General features: G+C 75.4%; 13 protein-coding genes and 1 pseudogene. 5 read left to right on the forward strand and 9 right to left on the reverse strand.

Annotated features, from left to right (window positions below):
• Positions 1 to 13: 13 nt before the first annotated feature.
• Positions 14 to 742: a helix-turn-helix transcriptional regulator gene (locus tag G446_RS0108935; RefSeq protein ID WP_026409891.1), complete on the reverse strand. Its 729-nt coding sequence runs from the start codon at positions 740 to 742 to the stop codon at positions 14 to 16.
• A gap of 9 nt (positions 743 to 751) precedes the next feature.
• Positions 752 to 1,507, reverse strand: coding sequence for a GNAT family N-acetyltransferase (locus G446_RS17025; protein WP_084779120.1), 756 nt, complete (start codon positions 1,505 to 1,507; stop codon positions 752 to 754).
• Between the two features lie 197 nt (positions 1,508 to 1,704).
• On the opposite strand from G446_RS17025, the gene G446_RS21335 reads away from it, so the two are divergent.
• Complete coding sequence (locus G446_RS21335) at positions 1,705 to 1,833, forward strand: hypothetical protein (protein ID WP_281170219.1); 129 nt, start codon at positions 1,705 to 1,707, stop codon at positions 1,831 to 1,833.
• An 888-nt stretch (positions 1,834 to 2,721) separates the two neighbouring features.
• A complete protein-coding gene (locus tag G446_RS17030; RefSeq protein WP_051285856.1) occupies positions 2,722 to 2,907 on the forward strand; it encodes a hypothetical protein in 186 nt (61 codons plus the stop codon).
• 36 nt (positions 2,908 to 2,943) lie between these two features.
• On the opposite strand, the gene G446_RS0108955 is transcribed toward G446_RS17030, so the two are convergent.
• The 7 genes and pseudogenes from G446_RS0108955 to G446_RS18795 all read right to left on the reverse strand — a co-directional run bounded on the left by G446_RS0108955 (position 2,944) and on the right by G446_RS18795 (position 13,227).
• Positions 2,944 to 4,206, reverse strand: a complete 1,263-nt coding sequence (locus G446_RS0108955; RefSeq protein WP_026409892.1) for a hypothetical protein — start codon at positions 4,204 to 4,206, stop codon at positions 2,944 to 2,946.
• Positions 4,207 to 4,902: 696 nt separating this feature from the next.
• Positions 4,903 to 6,147, reverse strand: a complete 1,245-nt coding sequence (gene rsgA, locus G446_RS0108960) for a ribosome small subunit-dependent GTPase A (protein WP_026409893.1) — start codon at positions 6,145 to 6,147, stop codon at positions 4,903 to 4,905.
• Positions 6,144 to 7,633, reverse strand: a pseudogene (locus G446_RS17035) (3-phosphoshikimate 1-carboxyvinyltransferase). Before G446_RS17035 ends, rsgA begins: the two are co-directional and overlap by 4 nt.
• An 85-nt stretch (positions 7,634 to 7,718) precedes the next feature.
• Positions 7,719 to 9,944, reverse strand: coding sequence for an NADP-dependent isocitrate dehydrogenase (locus G446_RS0108970; RefSeq protein ID WP_026409894.1), 2,226 nt, complete (start codon positions 9,942 to 9,944; stop codon positions 7,719 to 7,721).
• Between the two features lie 145 nt (positions 9,945 to 10,089).
• Positions 10,090 to 10,581 carry a DoxX family protein gene (locus G446_RS0108975; RefSeq protein ID WP_026409895.1) on the reverse strand — a complete coding sequence of 164 codons (492 nt, stop codon included), beginning with the start codon at positions 10,579 to 10,581 and terminating at the stop codon, positions 10,090 to 10,092.
• 167 nt (positions 10,582 to 10,748) lie between these two features.
• On the reverse strand, positions 10,749 to 11,492 hold the full coding sequence (locus G446_RS0108980) for a hypothetical protein (protein WP_156916598.1): 744 nt from the start codon (positions 11,490 to 11,492) through the stop codon (positions 10,749 to 10,751).
• Between the two features lie 76 nt (positions 11,493 to 11,568).
• Positions 11,569 to 13,227 (reverse strand): serine/threonine-protein kinase, encoded by a 1,659-nt coding sequence (locus tag G446_RS18795; protein ID WP_051285858.1) that lies wholly within the window; start codon positions 13,225 to 13,227, stop codon positions 11,569 to 11,571.
• Between the two features lie 369 nt (positions 13,228 to 13,596).
• Between G446_RS18795 and G446_RS0108990 the strand changes: the two genes are divergently transcribed.
• From G446_RS0108990 to G446_RS21535, 3 genes are all read left to right on the forward strand, one after another.
• On the forward strand, positions 13,597 to 14,310 hold the full coding sequence (locus tag G446_RS0108990; protein ID WP_034469893.1) for a sigma-70 family RNA polymerase sigma factor: 714 nt from the start codon (positions 13,597 to 13,599) through the stop codon (positions 14,308 to 14,310).
• Complete coding sequence (gene rsrA / locus G446_RS0108995; RefSeq protein ID WP_026409898.1) at positions 14,310 to 14,630, forward strand: mycothiol system anti-sigma-R factor; 321 nt, start codon at positions 14,310 to 14,312, stop codon at positions 14,628 to 14,630. The genes G446_RS0108990 and rsrA overlap by 1 nt, the downstream gene beginning before the upstream one ends.
• A gap of 179 nt (positions 14,631 to 14,809) precedes the next feature.
• Positions 14,810 to 14,884 carry a 50S ribosomal protein bL37 gene (locus tag G446_RS21535; protein WP_390884266.1) on the forward strand — a complete coding sequence of 25 codons (75 nt, stop codon included), beginning with the start codon at positions 14,810 to 14,812 and terminating at the stop codon, positions 14,882 to 14,884.
• The last annotated feature ends 47 nt before the right edge of the window (positions 14,885 to 14,931 follow it).

Here is a 14,931-nt window from a genome sequence, read left to right on the forward strand (position 1 = left end):
CGGCGGCTCGGACTCAATCCTCCGGGACGACGTGGCAGCCGTCCTCGCACAGGGGGATGACCGCCAGCGACCGGGGGCCGTCGGGCTCCGGCGTCGTCTGCCGCGTCAGATCCGGGGCGAGGCCGTGGCGCGCGAATACCTCGTTGAGATAGCCCTCGTGCATCATGCACACGAGCGGGTGGGGGACGCGGTCCTCGGTCACCAGCGGGCAGGCGCGCAGGATGATGCCCCTCTCCGTGGCCTCGGGGGCGAACCCCAGGGCGGCCAGTTCGGCCAGGAGCCGAGCGCCGCCGTCGAGGTGCTCGGCGTTTCCGCCATCGCGCGAGCCGACGCGCGAGGCGGTCGAGGCGGCCTCCAGCTGCGCCCACCGGCGGCCGATCGCGCGGGCGATCTCCTGGCCCTTCTCGTCGGTTCCGAGCGTGTCGGCGATGGCGTCGAGCAGGGTGAGGTAGGTGTTGAGGACCTCGGCGGGGTCCGGCGCGGTGGAGGAGTAGAGGAGCGAGGGCCTGCCCCGATGGCCGGTCGGGCGCGTCGAGGTCGCCACGAAGCCCGCCGACACCAGGGCGTCGAGGTGCTCGCGCACCGTGTTGTGGTGCAGGTTGAGGGCTCGGGCCAGCTGCACCGTCGTCTGGGGTTCGGCGGCGGACTCGACGGCCTCCAGGACCCGGCGCTGCGCCGCCGACAGGCCGGCGCGCGTGGACAGGTCGGCCCACGAGGGGCGGGGGAGGCGGTCGGCGGCCATGCTGCGAGACTACCGCGGACTCGCGAGCGGGCTGATGGCGGCCACCGGATCGGCCGGGCCGTCGATCGAGTCGGCTCCCCGGTGCCCACCGGTGCGCGCCGGTCGCGTCATCGCCCAGTAGACGGGCAGGCCGGAGCCCGCGAGTTCGGCCACCTGCCGGAAGCCGAAGCGCTCGTACAGCCTGCGCGAGCCCGGCGTCGTCGACTCCAGGTGCGCGGGAAGGCCCTCGGCGTCGACCCGCTTCAGGCCGTGGCCCAGGAGCCGGCCGCCGATGCCGCGCCCGCGCGCCGCCGGGGCGACGGCGACCATGTACAGGTACCAGTGCGGTTCGGCGGGCCGGTGCGCCTCGCACTGGGCGGCGTCGGCCAGGCACAGCTCCCAGGCCCCGCCGAGCAGGTCCAGGTCCAATCCGGGCGGCGGCTCGTTGCCCGGGCCGAGCGGCCCCACCACGTCCGCCGACGACGGCGCGTCCCACAGGGCCACGCCGAGCGGTGCGCCGCCCGCCGCGTCGACGGCGAGGTCGACCCGCGAGTCGGCGCGGGCAGCCGGGTCCGCGGCCAGGTAGTGGGCGGCCAGCTCGACCCGGTGGAGGTGGCCGAGGGCGGCGCGGGGCTCGGGCGCCGCCGCAGCGATGGCGCTCATGAGCGGGTCGTCCAGGAAGACTCCGGTGAGCAGGTCGACGACGGCGTCCAGGTCGCCGGGGCCGGCGGCGCGGAGTTCCGGCGCGGAGGCGTCCGTCGCGGTGTCCGGCACGGTATGTCCCATGGTGGTGTCTCCTTTCGCGGCCGGTCCGGCCCGGGCCCTCTGGCGCGCCTCGGGCGGCCGCATGAGTGGTTCTCTCCGCAGCGCTCTCGGCCGGCCTGCTCGGTGCGGCGCCCGAGCGGCCGGTCCGGCCGACTCGCCCCGACCGCGGACACTGTTCCACGGATGGCCCGCAGGAGCGAATCGTCCCCGGGGGAGTCGTGCTGCGCCCCACGCGCGAGGAGGGCACCCGCCTGCGCGTCTTCCCGCCCCCCGAGGGAATCGCTGGCGCGGGACTCGCTTGGCCGGACTGCCTGCGCGTCTTCGCCCCGGGGGAGTCGAATTGGTGATGTCACCTCAGCTCGCATCGTGCCAGGTGGGCTAGCGAGAATCGAGCGCAGGTGGATTCCGTCGCGCTGGGCTCGCACGGCGCGAGGCGGGGCGGATTGTGTTGCGCTGAGCTCGCATTACGCAAGCCGGGTCCGGGTCCGTCCCAGCCCGGCTCGCACCGCCCCAGCCCACGTCACCTCGACCCCGGCCCGGTCTGAAAGTCGGTGCGAGTGCTCCGGATCGCGGGTTCGTCGCCGTCCTCACTGCTGACTCCGCCCGCCCGGGGCCTGCCAGTGAGGGCTCCGGTGGGCGCCCGACCCGACCCCTCCTGCGGGCGATATGGCGGATGCCCCGGGCCGGGTCCCGTCGCGCACCTCGTCTGCGCCGCCGCACCGGGGGACGCCGGGGAAGGAGCTCCGCGGGGCCACACCGGGGGCGCCGCCCAGGCCGCGAGCACGTCACATAACCCGCGAGATCGTCGGGTAACCCGCGAGAACGTCTGCTAGAGGTACGTGCTCGCGGGTTAAGTGACGTGCTCGCGGACCCGGCCGGGGCGAGGCCCTCGGGGCATCACGGGTGGTGCGAAATCGAATCGCGATACCGGCGAAGGCCTCGGATGACGGGTGCGGACGCATCCGCCCGCCGTGACCCGGCCGATGCCCGGTGGGCGCTGCTCGAGCCCCTGCTGCCCGCTGCGCGCCATGATCGACGCCGTGCGGCGACGCACCCGGGTCGGGGCGCCCCGGCGGGGGCGCGCCCGGCCCGCTACGGGCCCTGGTGGAGGGCGCGCGCCCTGTACCGCGCCCGGCGGCTGAACGGGGTGCGGGAGCGCATCGAGGCGGCCCCGGTCGCCCGGGCCGACGCCGCCGGGAGGATCGACTGGCGGGTGTCGGTGGACATGCGCCGCCGTGCGCGCCCGCGCCCCGCGCGAGCGGGGGACCCGCGGGGACGGCGTCGAGCGCGGCCTGGGCCGTCTCAAGCACGACCGCGGCCCGACCACCGGGTACGACAGGCTCGCCGTCCGATACCGGACCACCACCCGCATCGCCGCCATCGACCACTGGCTCAAAAACGACTTGCGCAACACACTCTAGTTGTCGGTGGGGGAGGGGCGGCGGGGTCGGGGGACATTACAGGCGCCTCCACCCGCTGCGCTCCAGGGCGTTGACGGCGTTGTTGAAGCGGGCGGAGTCTTCGTCGTCGAGCGGCCACCCCTTCTTCATGAGGCGAACGGCGTCTTCGGCGACGGCGGCGCCGCGCTCGTCGCCGAGGGCGGCGCAGGCCCGGGCGATGAGGCCCCAGACGCGCACGGCCAGGGAGGAACCGGACAGGAAGTGCATATCCGCGTCGGCCACCATGAGGACGAGGGCGTCGAGGGCCTCCCGGGCGCGTCCGAGCTCGATGAGGCAGGCCGGGCGTTCGAGCGCGGACAGATCGGGCGTAAGGCTGGAACAAGGGTGATCGTCATCGGTGGCGGCGCCCCAGCTCCACGCCCTGAGATACTCGTCGACCTCGTCGAAGGTCTTGAGGGCGCTCTCCCGCAGGGCCTCCATATTGATGGGGCCCAGAACCTCGAGGGCCTCGGCCGGGCGGCCCGCCTCGCGCAGCAGGCGGCTCAGGCGGGGCGGATCCGCCCGGCTCAGGGGCGAGCGGGCGTGTTCGCGGAGCAGGATCTCGATCGCGCCGTCGCGATCCCCGAGGGCCTCGAAAAGGCGCCCCTGGACCTGACGCGCCCGTCCGACCAGCCCGTCGCGCCGGGTTCGGCGCTCGGCCCCGGCGTTGTCGGCGTTCCCGATCCGGTTCGTCGCGGCCCCGTCCATAAGCGCCTCGGCGCGGCGGGCGGCCGCCAGTCGCTCATGGAGGCTCACGCCGATGCCGCCGCGTTCGGCCAGGTCGCACAGGCAGTCGGCGAGCAGCTCCTCGCCCCTCTCCCCGACGCCGTCGAGCAGCCCGATGGCCCGGCGGAGGGGCTCGGCGGAGAAGCCTCCCGGACGCGCGCAGTCGGGCGCGCCGATGTAGACGTAGGGCCAGGCGGAGGACCGCAGCCGGTAGATCTCCTGAAGGGTCGCCGCCCGCTCCACCTCGGTGTCGGGCAGGAGCGGGAGGATCTCGACGATCTGGTAGAGCTCGTCGACGACGTCGTGCTCGTGGACGGGGCGGTCGGCCGGGTGGGTGGTGAGTTTGAAGGTGTCGGCCATGAGCCTGAGGGTGTCCACGGTCAGGCGCAGCAGCGCCGGGTCGGCGGAGCCGTCGGCCAGGGCGGTGTCGATGTCGGAGCGCAGATCGAGCAGGATCGCTCTGCACTCGGGAACCTGGCCGCGATGGCAGGAGCGAGCCCGGTCCAGGCGCTCGCGCATCTGCTCCAGGGAGGGCGGGGCGAAGACATCGCTCATGAGGGGATCCTAGGGCGTGTGCAGCGCCCACCGGGCATCGGCCGGGTCACGGCGGGCGGATGCGTCCGCACCCGTCATCCGAGGCCTTCGCCGATATCGCGATTCGATTTCGCACCGCCCGTGATGCCCCGAGGGCCTCACCCCGGCCGGCACGCCACGCCGCCCCCACCCGACTTGCGCAACACGCCCTGATAGACGTGCTCACGGGTCGGCCGGTGCGCCCGGTGCGGTCGGGGAGGGACGGGACGAGGACCGGGACCGCGACGACCCCGAGCCGACTCCCGGACGGGCGCGGGCCGAGCGTTCGTGCCGGGCGGCGGCTGGCCCGTTGCCGGGGCCCTCCCGGACATGCGCCAGCCGGGCCCGGCTTGCGTAATGCGAGCCCGGCGCAACACAATCCACCCCGCCTCGCGCCGTGCGAGCTCAGCGCGACGGAATCCATCTGCGCTCGATTCTCGCGAGCCCGCCTGGCACGATGCGAGCTGAGGTGACATCACCAATTCGACTCCCCCGGGGGCGAAGACGCGCAGGGCGGCCAGGACGACGACGGGAACAGGGGAACCGACTCCCCCGGGCGGGGTACGCCGGCGGACGGCGCGCCGGGTCCCGGGCCGCGTCCTCGCCTCCCGAGGCGGGGCGCGCAGGGAACGGCGGAGGGCCCGGAACGGCCGGGGCCGGCCAGGAGGGGGCCGCCCGCTACCGGCGCTGGTCCCGGCGGCGCCCGGGCGGCGTCAGCAGCCGGCGGAAGGAGTCCACCCGCGCGCGGCGCCGGGCGACCTCGGCGGTATCGGGCCCTGCGACGGTATCGGGCCCCGTCCCCGCGGCGGGGTGCGGCTTCCCGGCTCCGCCGCCGACATCCGACCCGCCGCCCGGCGGCCCGCCGCCCGGTGCGGCGGCCCACTCGTCCAGGGCGCAGTCGAGAGCCCCGGCCTCGTGAGTGCAGCCGCGCGGGCAGTCCCGCGCCACCTCGGCCAGGTCCGCGAATCCGCGCAGGACGTCGGCCGGGCTCACGTGCGCGACCCCGAAGGAGCGCACCCCCGGGGTGTCGATGACCCACCCGCCGTCCGGCAGCTCCAGGGCCTGGAGGCTGGTGGAGGTGTGGCGGCCGCGCCCGGTGACCTCGTTGACCCGCCCGGTCGCCCGGCCCGCCCCGGGCACGAGGGCGTTGATGAGCGTCGACTTGCCGACCCCCGAGTGCCCCACGAACACGCTCGTGCGCCCCGCAATGGCCTGGCGCACGGCCTCGACGCCGTCATCCTGCCCGCCCGACGGGGCGCCGCCGTCCCCCCGCGGGGCGCCGTCGTCCCCCCGCGGGGCGCCGTCGTCCTGCCGCGGCATGGCGCCGTCCTCCCGCGCGGCGTTCAGGCGCGTGGCCAGTGAGGGCACCCCGAGCGGCTCGTAGAGGGCCAGGAGCGGGGCGGCGTCGGCCAGGTCCGACTTGGTCAGGATCAGCAGCGGCTCCATGCCGGCGTCGTAGGCGGCCACGAGGTAGCGGTCGATCATGCGCGGGCGCGGCGTCGGGTCGGCCACCGCGGTGACGATGACGAGCAGGTCGGCGTTGGCGACCACGGGCCTTTCGGCGCCGGCGGCCTCGCCGTCCTCGGCGCTGCGGCGCAGCAGCGTGCGGCGGGGTTCGATGCGCACCATGCGGGCCAGCGTGCCGCTGCGCCCGGAGACGTCCCCGACGACGGCGACCCGGTCCCCGACGACCACCTTGCCGCGCCCCAGCTCGCGGGCCTTCATGGCGGTGATGTCGCCGGTCCCGTCGCGGGTGGGGGCGGGGTCGGCCAGGCGGATGCGGTAGTGGCCGCGGTCGATGCGGGTGACCGTGCCGATGGCGGCGTCGGCGTGGGCGGGGCGCTGCTTGGTGCGCGGGCGCGACCCGCGGCCGGGGCGGATGCGCACGCGGGGGTCGTCGGTGCCGGTGTCGCGCCGCGTCATGAACGGCCCTCCGTCCCGGTGGCGGGACCGGGGCCGACGGCGCCGGCGGGATCGGCTCCGGCCGTCCCCACCGGCCCGCCATTCGCAAGACGGGGGCTCCTCCCGTCCCGCCGGCCGCCCGGGCGCCTCAGAAGGTCGGCCCACAGATCCGGGAAGCCGGGGAGGGTCTTGGAGGTGCACTCCACGTCGTCGAGGCGGATTCCGGGCACGGCGAGCCCGACGACGGCGGCGAAGGTCGCCATGCGGTGGTCGGCGTGGGCTCGCAGCAGCGCCGGGCGCAGCCGCCCGCCCGCGGGCAGGGCGCCGATCTCGATCCCGTCCCGCGTCTGGCGCGCGAGGCCGCCGATCCGGGTGATCTCGGCGACCAGGGCCGCCAGGCGGTCGGTCTCGTGCCCGCGCAGGTGAGCGATGCCGGTCAGCCGGCTGGAGCGGCCGTGCGCCGAGGCGACGACGGCCAGGGCCGCCAGGACGGGGACGAGCTCCCCGACGGCGGACAGGTCCGCGTCGATTCCGCGCAGAGCCCCCGCCCCGGCGGCGCGCACCACGAGCGCGCCGGCGCCGTCGGCCCCGGCGCGCAGCTCGACGTCGGCGCCCAGGCGCGCCAGCAGCCCGCGCCAGGCGTCCCCGCCCTGCGTGGTGGCGAGGGGCCAGCGGGGCACGTGCACCCGGCCGCCCGCGACGAGGGCGGCGGCGAGGAAGGGCCCGGCATTGGACAGGTCCGGCTCGATCGCCGCCTCGCCGCCGGCCGGGCGGCCGGGCCGGACCGTCCAGGTGCGCCGGCCCTCGGGGGCGCCCGGATCGGGCTCGACGACGTCGACGCCGCGCTCGCGCAGGGCGGCCACCGTCATGGCCACGTGCGGCAGGGAGGGGACGCGCCCGGTGGGGGTGACGGCCAGGCCGCCGGGCAGCAGGGGGCCCAGCAGCAGCAGGGCGGACAGGAACTGGGAGGAGCCGGAGGCGTCGACGGACACCCGGTGCGGGGAGAGCCCCCGGGCGGGGCCGTCCGGGCGGGCAGTGGGGCCGCAAGGCCGGGCGGCCGACCCCGCCGGCCGGCGCAGGGCGCCGCCGCCCGGCCCGACCCGCACCGGCAGGCGCCCGGGCTCTCCCAGGTGGACGACCTCCGCGCCCAGCGACGCCAGGGCGTCGAGGAGCGGGCCGAGCGGGCGAGCGCGGCCAGCGGCGGGACGAAGCGCATGACGGTGCCGGCCAGGCCGACGTCCACGCGCCCGGCGCCGTCCGCGCCCGCCTCCACGTGCAGGGGCAGCGGGGCGGGGCGCACGCGCAGGCGGGCGGGATCGGCGCCGAGCTCCTCGAAGCGGGCGCCCAGCGCGGCCAGGGCCGCCAGCATGAGCTCGGTGTCGCGGGCGCGCAGGACGCCGGTCAGCGTCGTCGGATCCTTGGCGACGGCGGCCAGGAACAGGGCCCGGGCGGTCAGGGACTTCGAACCGGGCAGGTCCACGACGGCGTCCAGGGGCCCGTCCGGCACCGGCGCGGACCAGGGGCGGGGCGGGTCGGCCGGGCCCGCGTGCGCACGGCGCCCGGGCGCGGAGCACTCGCTCACGGCCGCCGCCTCAGGCGCGCAGGGCGTCGATGATCTCGTTCAGCCGCGCGCACGGGCGCATGACGGCGTCGGTGCGCGCGGCGTCGGGGACGTAGTAGCCGCCGATGTCCACCGGGTGCCCCTGCACGGCCACCAGCTCGGCCTGGATCGCCTCGTTCGCGGCCCCCAGGGCCTGGGCCACCGGGGCGAAGCGCCCGGCCAGGCCGGCGTCGGCGTCCTGGCCCGCCAGCTCGCGGGCCCAGTACAGGGCCAGCCAGGCGTGCGAGCCGCGATTGTCGATCCCGCCCAGGCGCCGCTCGGGGGAGCGGTTGTTCTCCAGCAGGCTCGTCGTGGCCGCGTCCAGGGCGTCGGCCAGCACCGCGGCGCGCGCATTGCCGCCGACCGCGGCCACGTGCCGCAGCGCCTCCGCCAGGGCCAGGAACTCGCCCAGGGAGTCCCAGCGCAGGTAGTTCTCCTCCAGCAGCTGGCGCACGTGCTTGGGGGCCGAGCCGCCCGCGCCCGTCTCGTACAGGCCGCCGCCGTTCATCAGCGGCACCACCGAGAGCATCTTGGCGCTCGTACCCACCTCCAGGATGGGGAACAGGTCCGTGTTGTAGTCGCGCAGCACGTTGCCGGTCACCGAGATCGTGTCCTGGCCGCGGCGCGCCCGCTCCAGGGACAGGCGCGTGGCCGCCACCGGGTCCAGGATGCGGATGTCCAGGCCCTCGGTGTCCTCCTCGGCGAGGTAGCGGCGGACCAGCTCGGAGATGATGCGGTCGTGGCTGCGGGCGGGATCCAGCCAGAAGACCGCGGGCGCCCCGGTGGCCCGGGCGCGGGCCACGGCCAGGCGCACCCAGTCGCGCACGGGCTCGTCCTGGGTGGTGCAGGCGCGCCAGATGTCGCCGGCCCGTACGTCGTGGGACAGCAGGACCGTGCCCGGCGACGCCCCGGCGCCGTCGGTCACGACGACCTCGACGGTTCCGGGCGCCGGAATGAGGAAGGTCTTGTCGTGGCTGCCGTACTCCTCCGCCCGGCGCGCCATGAGCCCGACGTTGGGCACCGAGCCCATGGTGGCGGGGTCCAGGGCGCCGTGGGCGCGGCAGTCCTCGATGACGGCCTCGTAGACGCCCGCGTAGGAGGAGTCGGGGATGACGGCCAGGGTGTCGGCCTTGTTCCCCGCCGCGTCCCACAGCTTGCCGCCGTTCCTGATCATGGCGGGCATGGAGGCGTCGATGATGACGTCGCTGGGCACGTGCAGGTTCGTGATGCCGTGGTCGGAGTCGACCATGCTCAGGCGCGGCCCGGTCGCCAGCTCGGCCTCGATGGAGGCGCGGATCGCCCCGCCCTCGGGCAGGCGGTCCAGACCGGCCAGGATGGAGGCCAGGCCGTCCTCGGGGCGCAGGCCCGCCGCGGCCAGGGCGGCGCCGTGGGCGGCGAAGGTCCTCGGCAGGGCGGCGCGCACCGCGTGGCCGAAGATGAGTGGGTCGGAGACCTTCATCATGGTGGCCTTGAGGTGGATGGAGAAGAGGATGTCCTCCTCCTTGGCGGCGGCGACCTGGGCGGCCAGGAAGGCGTCGAGGGCGGCGGCGGACATGTAGGTGGCGTCGACGACCTCCCCGGCCGTCACCGGCAGCGACTCGCGCAGGACGACGGGCTCCCCGCCGTCGGCCGGAACGAGGCGGATCTGCACGGTCCCGGCCGCGGGGACGACGACGCTGCGCTCGTTGTGCCGGAAGTCGCCCCCGTCCATGGTGGCCACGCGGGTGCGCGAGTCGGGACTCCACGCCCCCATCGAGTGCGGGTGGGAGCGGGCGTAGGCCTTGACGGCCCGCGGGGCCCGACGGTCCGAATTGCCCTCGCGCAGGACCGGGTTGACGGCGCTGCCCTTGACGGCGTCGTAGCGGGCGCGGACCTCGCGCTCGGCGTCGGAGGACGGGGAGTCGGGGTAGTCGGGCAGCTCGTGCCCGCGGGCCCGCAGCTCGGCGATGGCGGCCTTGAGCTGGGGCAGGGAGGCGGAGATATTGGGCAGTTTGATAATGGTGGCGCGCGGGGAGGACGTCAGCGCCCCCAGGGCCGCCAGGTCGTCCTCCGCCAGGCCGAAGGCGGCCAGTATGCGACCGGCCAGGGAGATGTCCGCGGTGGACAGGCTCACGTCCGCGGCGCGGGTGAAGCCCTCGATGATGGGCAGCAGGGAATGGGTCGCCAGCATGGGCGCCTCGTCCGTCCAGGTGTAGATGACATCGCTTTGACCGCGCACGGGCGTCTCCTCGGGTGACTCGGTGACCTGATGCCGCCACCCTACCGTGTGACCTGAATCCTAGGTGCGCGGCGTCCGCGCCGCCGGGCCTCAGACCCTGCCGCAGGCGATGGGCCCGCCGGACCGGAGCCGCGCCGCCGGTGCCTCAGCCCCTCGCCGCGGCGCTGCTGTAGGCGGCCGCCATCGCCTCGCGCTGACGGCGGCTGTTCCTGATCCGCCAGCCCAGGGAGGGGCGGCCCCCGCGGTCGACGGCGGCCAGGAGGAGGCCAGCGCCCACGGCCCCGCCCCGGACGAGCCCGGAGACGGCCTCCGCGCGGGCGGCGGCGTCCTCGATCGCCCACACGGGGTTGTTGACCAGGGTCAGGGGCAGGTTGAGGGCGGCGAGCACGACGGCGCTCGAGCGCGGAGCGGCGCCGGTGGCCAGGCCGATCCCGGCCGCGACGCTCACGGCCCCCGTGGCGCGGGTGAGCATGACGGCGTCGGAGGTCAGGACCGGGGGCGCGCCCGCCTTCTCCAGCGTTGGCAGGACCCTCTCCAGCTTCTCCACGTGGCGCGAGGGGTGCAGGACGGCGTCGAGGCCGTCGATGATGAAGGGGGCGGCGAGCATGGGGCGGACGACGCGGCGCAGAAGACTCATGGGCCCATCTTCGCCCACCGCGGCGCTCGCGGCCAGCACCATCGGCGCGGCGGGTCAGGGCCGCCCCCGGTTTCCAATTCCCGGCGGCGTTCCCCGAGTCCCGCGAGTCTTGGCCGGAACGGGTCCCGGCTCCCGGCGCCCCCGGCTCCCGGCCGGGACGGATCCCCTCAGTGGTCGATGACGAAATTGCTCGTGCTGAACCCGCTGCCCGTCCACGTCAGGTCCAGGTGGCCGATGCCCGTCGAGCACAGGTGGCAGTTCTGGTCCCCGGGGGCCTCCTGGTTGACCCAGTCGAGGTGGACGCTCTGGCCCGACACTCTCAGCGCGGTGATGATGGCGGCCTCCGCCCCCGAGTTGACCTCGCGCATCTCCTGCGCGCCCGCCAGGGTCAGGCCGCTCGTGTAGGCCGCGATCACCGTGTGGAAGAGGTCCTTGTTCTCGGCGTGGCACTCCAGGGGCACCAGGGTGAGGGGGCCCGACGCCGTGTCCATGACGGATACCGGGTGGCGGATGTAGACGAACGTGTTCGCCCCCGAGGAGCCCAGGGCCGCGGCCCGGCCCTGCGAGAAGGTGGCGGAGCCGTCGCCGGCGATGCAGCCCTTGGGGACGGGGAGGGTCGCGTTCGTCAAGTCGGGGGCGCCGGGGGCGTCGGCCGAGGCCGGGGCCGGGCCCGCCGGGCGCGAGGTCGGCGGGCCCGGGGCCTGCGCGGTGGCGCCGCCGGGGCGCTCCGCGTCGGAATCGGAGGCGTGCGCGGACCGGGTCTCCGTCCGCGGGGCCGCGGAGGAGGCCGCCGCCGGGGCCGCGTCGTCGTTCTCCGAGCCCCCGGTTGTGGAGCAGGAGCTCGCCATCGCCAGGGCGAGCACCGCGATGACGCTCATGATCGTCGTGACCGGGTGAGGGTGTCGAGGCATGACTGGCTCATTCCTGGGGAGTCGGGGAGCGACGGCCGGGGAGCGGGGAGGCTGTTCCCGGGCCTGCGCTCGCGGGCTACTGGAAACTGATCGAATCGATCCGGGCCGGTTCCGCTCCGGGCTCGAACACGAGCACCGCCGTCGGACAGGAACCGCTCTGGCAGGAGAACCTCACCTGGCAGGAGAATCGGCCCTCCTCGTCCCCCGAGCCGGCGGCCGCGGCGTCGGGGGCGCAATTGTCGACGGAGTAGGAGGCCGAGGCGCTGCGGACGATGTACTCGCGCGCGCTCTGGTACCCGGTGACCGGGGCGACGCCCTCCAGCTGCTGGCGCGCCTGCAGGCTCGTCCGGTTCCAGACGTCCACCTCGTCGGCCATGACGAGCGACTGGATGAGGCCGCCGGCCGCCGTCTGCGCCGCCCTGCTCCCCGCCGCCGAGTCGACCGCGCCCCGGGAGGCCCTGTCCCCGGCGGCCTCCTCCCGGGAGGTCTCGTCCCGACCGGCCTGCGCGCCCTCCTCGGCGGACGGATCCGCGTGTCTCCGGGGCGTCTTCGACGTCGTCGAGGTCGCGCCGTCCCGGGTCCCCAGCAGGTGGTAGACGCCCGCGCCCCCGCCGACCACGCCGATCACCAGCGCCAGGACCAGCAGCAGCGCCGCGAGCGCGGGCCGTCGTCCCCGCCCTCGCTCCTGCCGCGGCGGGGCGGGGTCCGCCGGTGGCGGCACGGGGCCCGTGGCGGTCGTGTCCGACGGCGCGGGCGGCTGGACGCTCAGCTGGATGCTCGGCCGGCCGCCCGCCGGTGCGGGGGCGCCCGGCGCGTTCAGCGGGGCGATCACGGTCTGGGCGCCCTCCCGGTCGGGCAGGGGAGAGGCCGCGGGCGGCTCGGTGAGCGTCGGGGCCGCGGGCCGCCCCGCCAGCGCCGTCGTCAGGGGGGCCAGTGTCTGGTAGACCTCGAGGACCGAGGGGCGCTTGGCGGGATCCTTGTCCAGCATTCTGCTGATGAGGTCCCACAGCGGATCCGGGATCCCCGCGGGGCGCCCGGGGGCCATCTGGGAGTGCATCTTGACGAGGTAGGCGGGGCTGCCGACGAAGGGCGGCACCCCGCAGGCGAGCTGATACAGGACGATCCCCAGGGCGTAGACGTCCTTGGCCGGGGACGGGGGGACTCCGGCGCCGGCCTCCGGGGCCATGTACACGAGCGTCCCCATTCCCACCGCCGTGCGGGTCGCCGCCGTCGAGTCGCAGATTCTCGCGATGCCGAAGTCCGCTATCTTCGGCGTCCCCGGGGTTGTGGACGAGTCGATGAGGATGTTGGCGGGCTTGATGTCCCCGTGCACCACGCCCGCGGCGTGCACCGCCCCGACGCCCGCCGCTATATTGGCGCCCAGGTAGGCGATCATCGCCGGTTCGAGGGCGCCGCGGGACCGGATGAGATCGTCGAGGTCCCCGCCGTCGACGTAGTCCATGACGAGTCCGAGCGTGCCGTTCTCGGCGACGATGTCGTGCACCTCGATGACGTTCGGACTCGTGATCCTCCTCAGGGTCTCGCGCTCCCTGAGGAAGGCGTCCACCACGCCGGGCTCGGAGGTGAGGTCGCGGCGCAGGATCTTGAAGGCCAGGGGCTGGTCGGAGTCCTCCTTGCGCCCCTTCCACACCGTGCCCTGGACGCCGGAGCCGATCACCTCGTCGAGGATGTAGGCGCTTCCGAGACGTCGCTGGGGTTCGGGGGAGGCGGGCATGTGAGCTCCTGGGACTCGGGAGACGGGGGGATGCGGGAGGACGACGAGAACCCGCTGGCAGTCTACCAGAGCGCGCCAGCGGGCCCCGGTCGGGGCGGCGCCCGGCGGACGGGCCCCGGCCGGGGCGGGCGAGCGCGGGGCGGGCGGCGGAATCGGGCGGGCGGCGCGCCCGGCCAGCGGGGAACAAGACGCCGCCCGCCGCGGTTACAGGGCCTGATGATGACGTGCATGCAGTCTCCGACGTCGGCCCGTGCGGTTATGACCCCCATGAGCTCCGGCCCGCCCTCCGGGCCGGGCCCGCTCCGTTCCCCGGCCGGGCCCCGGAGAGTCGGGGCGGCCGGGCCGGGGCACCGGCTAGGCTCATGGCCGATGACGTACCCCGACACCCCCACAAGGACCGATCAGCCCCGCAACGCCCGCGGCGAGAGCGATCTCGCCGAGATCATCGACCCCGACGGCGAGGCCGACGAGGCCGGCGCGGAGATCGACCGCAGCCCCGCCGGGGAGACGGAGGGGGAGCGCTCGGCCCGTTTCGAGGCGGACGCCCTGCCCTACCTCGATCAGCTCTACGGCGCCGCCCTGCGCATGACCCGCAACCCGGCGGACGCCGAGGACCTCGTCCAGGACGCCTACGCCAAGGCCTACGCGTCCTTCCACCAGTACCGTCCGGGCACGAACCTCAAGGCCTGGCTGTACCGGATCCTGACGAACACGTTCATCAACTCCTACCGCAAGAAGCAGCGCGAGCCGCTCCAGTCCGACGCCGACGCCGTCGAGGACTGGCAGTTGCACCGCGCCGCCTCCCACGACTCGGTGGGCCTGCCCAGCGCGGAGCACCTCGCCCTGGATCTGCTCCCGGACGAGGAGATCAAGGCGGCCCTCGGAGAGCTGAGCGAGGACCGGCGCCTGGCCGTCTACCTGGCCGACGTCGAGGGCTTCTCCTACAAGGAGATCGCCGAGATCATGGACACCCCCATCGGCACGGTCATGTCGCGGCTGCACCGGGGGCGCCGCCAGTTGCGCGAGCTGCTGGCCGACCACGCCCGCCAGCTGGGCTACGCCACGGACGAGGAGAAGAAGTGATGGGTGCGCCGATGGATGAGGGCTGCTCCTGCTCCGAGGCCCGCGCCCACCTGGAGGCCTTCCTCGATCACGAGTGCGACGGGGACCTGCGCTCGCGCCTGGAGGCCCACGTCGCCTCCTGCGAGCACTGCTCGCGCATCGCCGACGCCGAGACCCACCTGCGCGAGATCCTGCGCTCGCGCTGCGCCGAGCAGGCGCCGCCCGAGTTGCGCGCCCGGGTGCTGGGGCGGCTGTCGGTCATGCGGTCCACGGCCTCGGTGACCACGGCCGGGGGCACGATGACGGTGCGCAGCGGCGTGATCCGCTACACTCGGGGCTGAGGGCGCGGCGGCGAGCGCCGTCGGCGTCGGCCGTGCCGGTAGTCCCGGGTCGCCCGCTCGCCCGCGCGGGGCGTGACCCGCGCAACGGGCGGTCGGCTGGAAGCGGCCTTCGCCCGTGTGCGAGGATGACCCACGTTGCATGCCCCCTCGTGGGGCGGTTCGGACACGAGGAGGCAGTTATGAGCAAGCGCGGTCGTAAGCGTCGTGCACGCGCCAAGAACAAGGCCAACCACGGCAAGCGCCCCAACGCCTGAGACGGGCGGCCGCCCTGTGCGGTGGTCGGCCGTCCGGCGTCGTGCCG

The organism is Actinomyces dentalis DSM 19115 (genome assembly GCF_000429225.1).
In the GTDB taxonomy this organism is placed as follows: domain Bacteria; phylum Actinomycetota; class Actinomycetes; order Actinomycetales; family Actinomycetaceae; genus Actinomyces; species Actinomyces dentalis.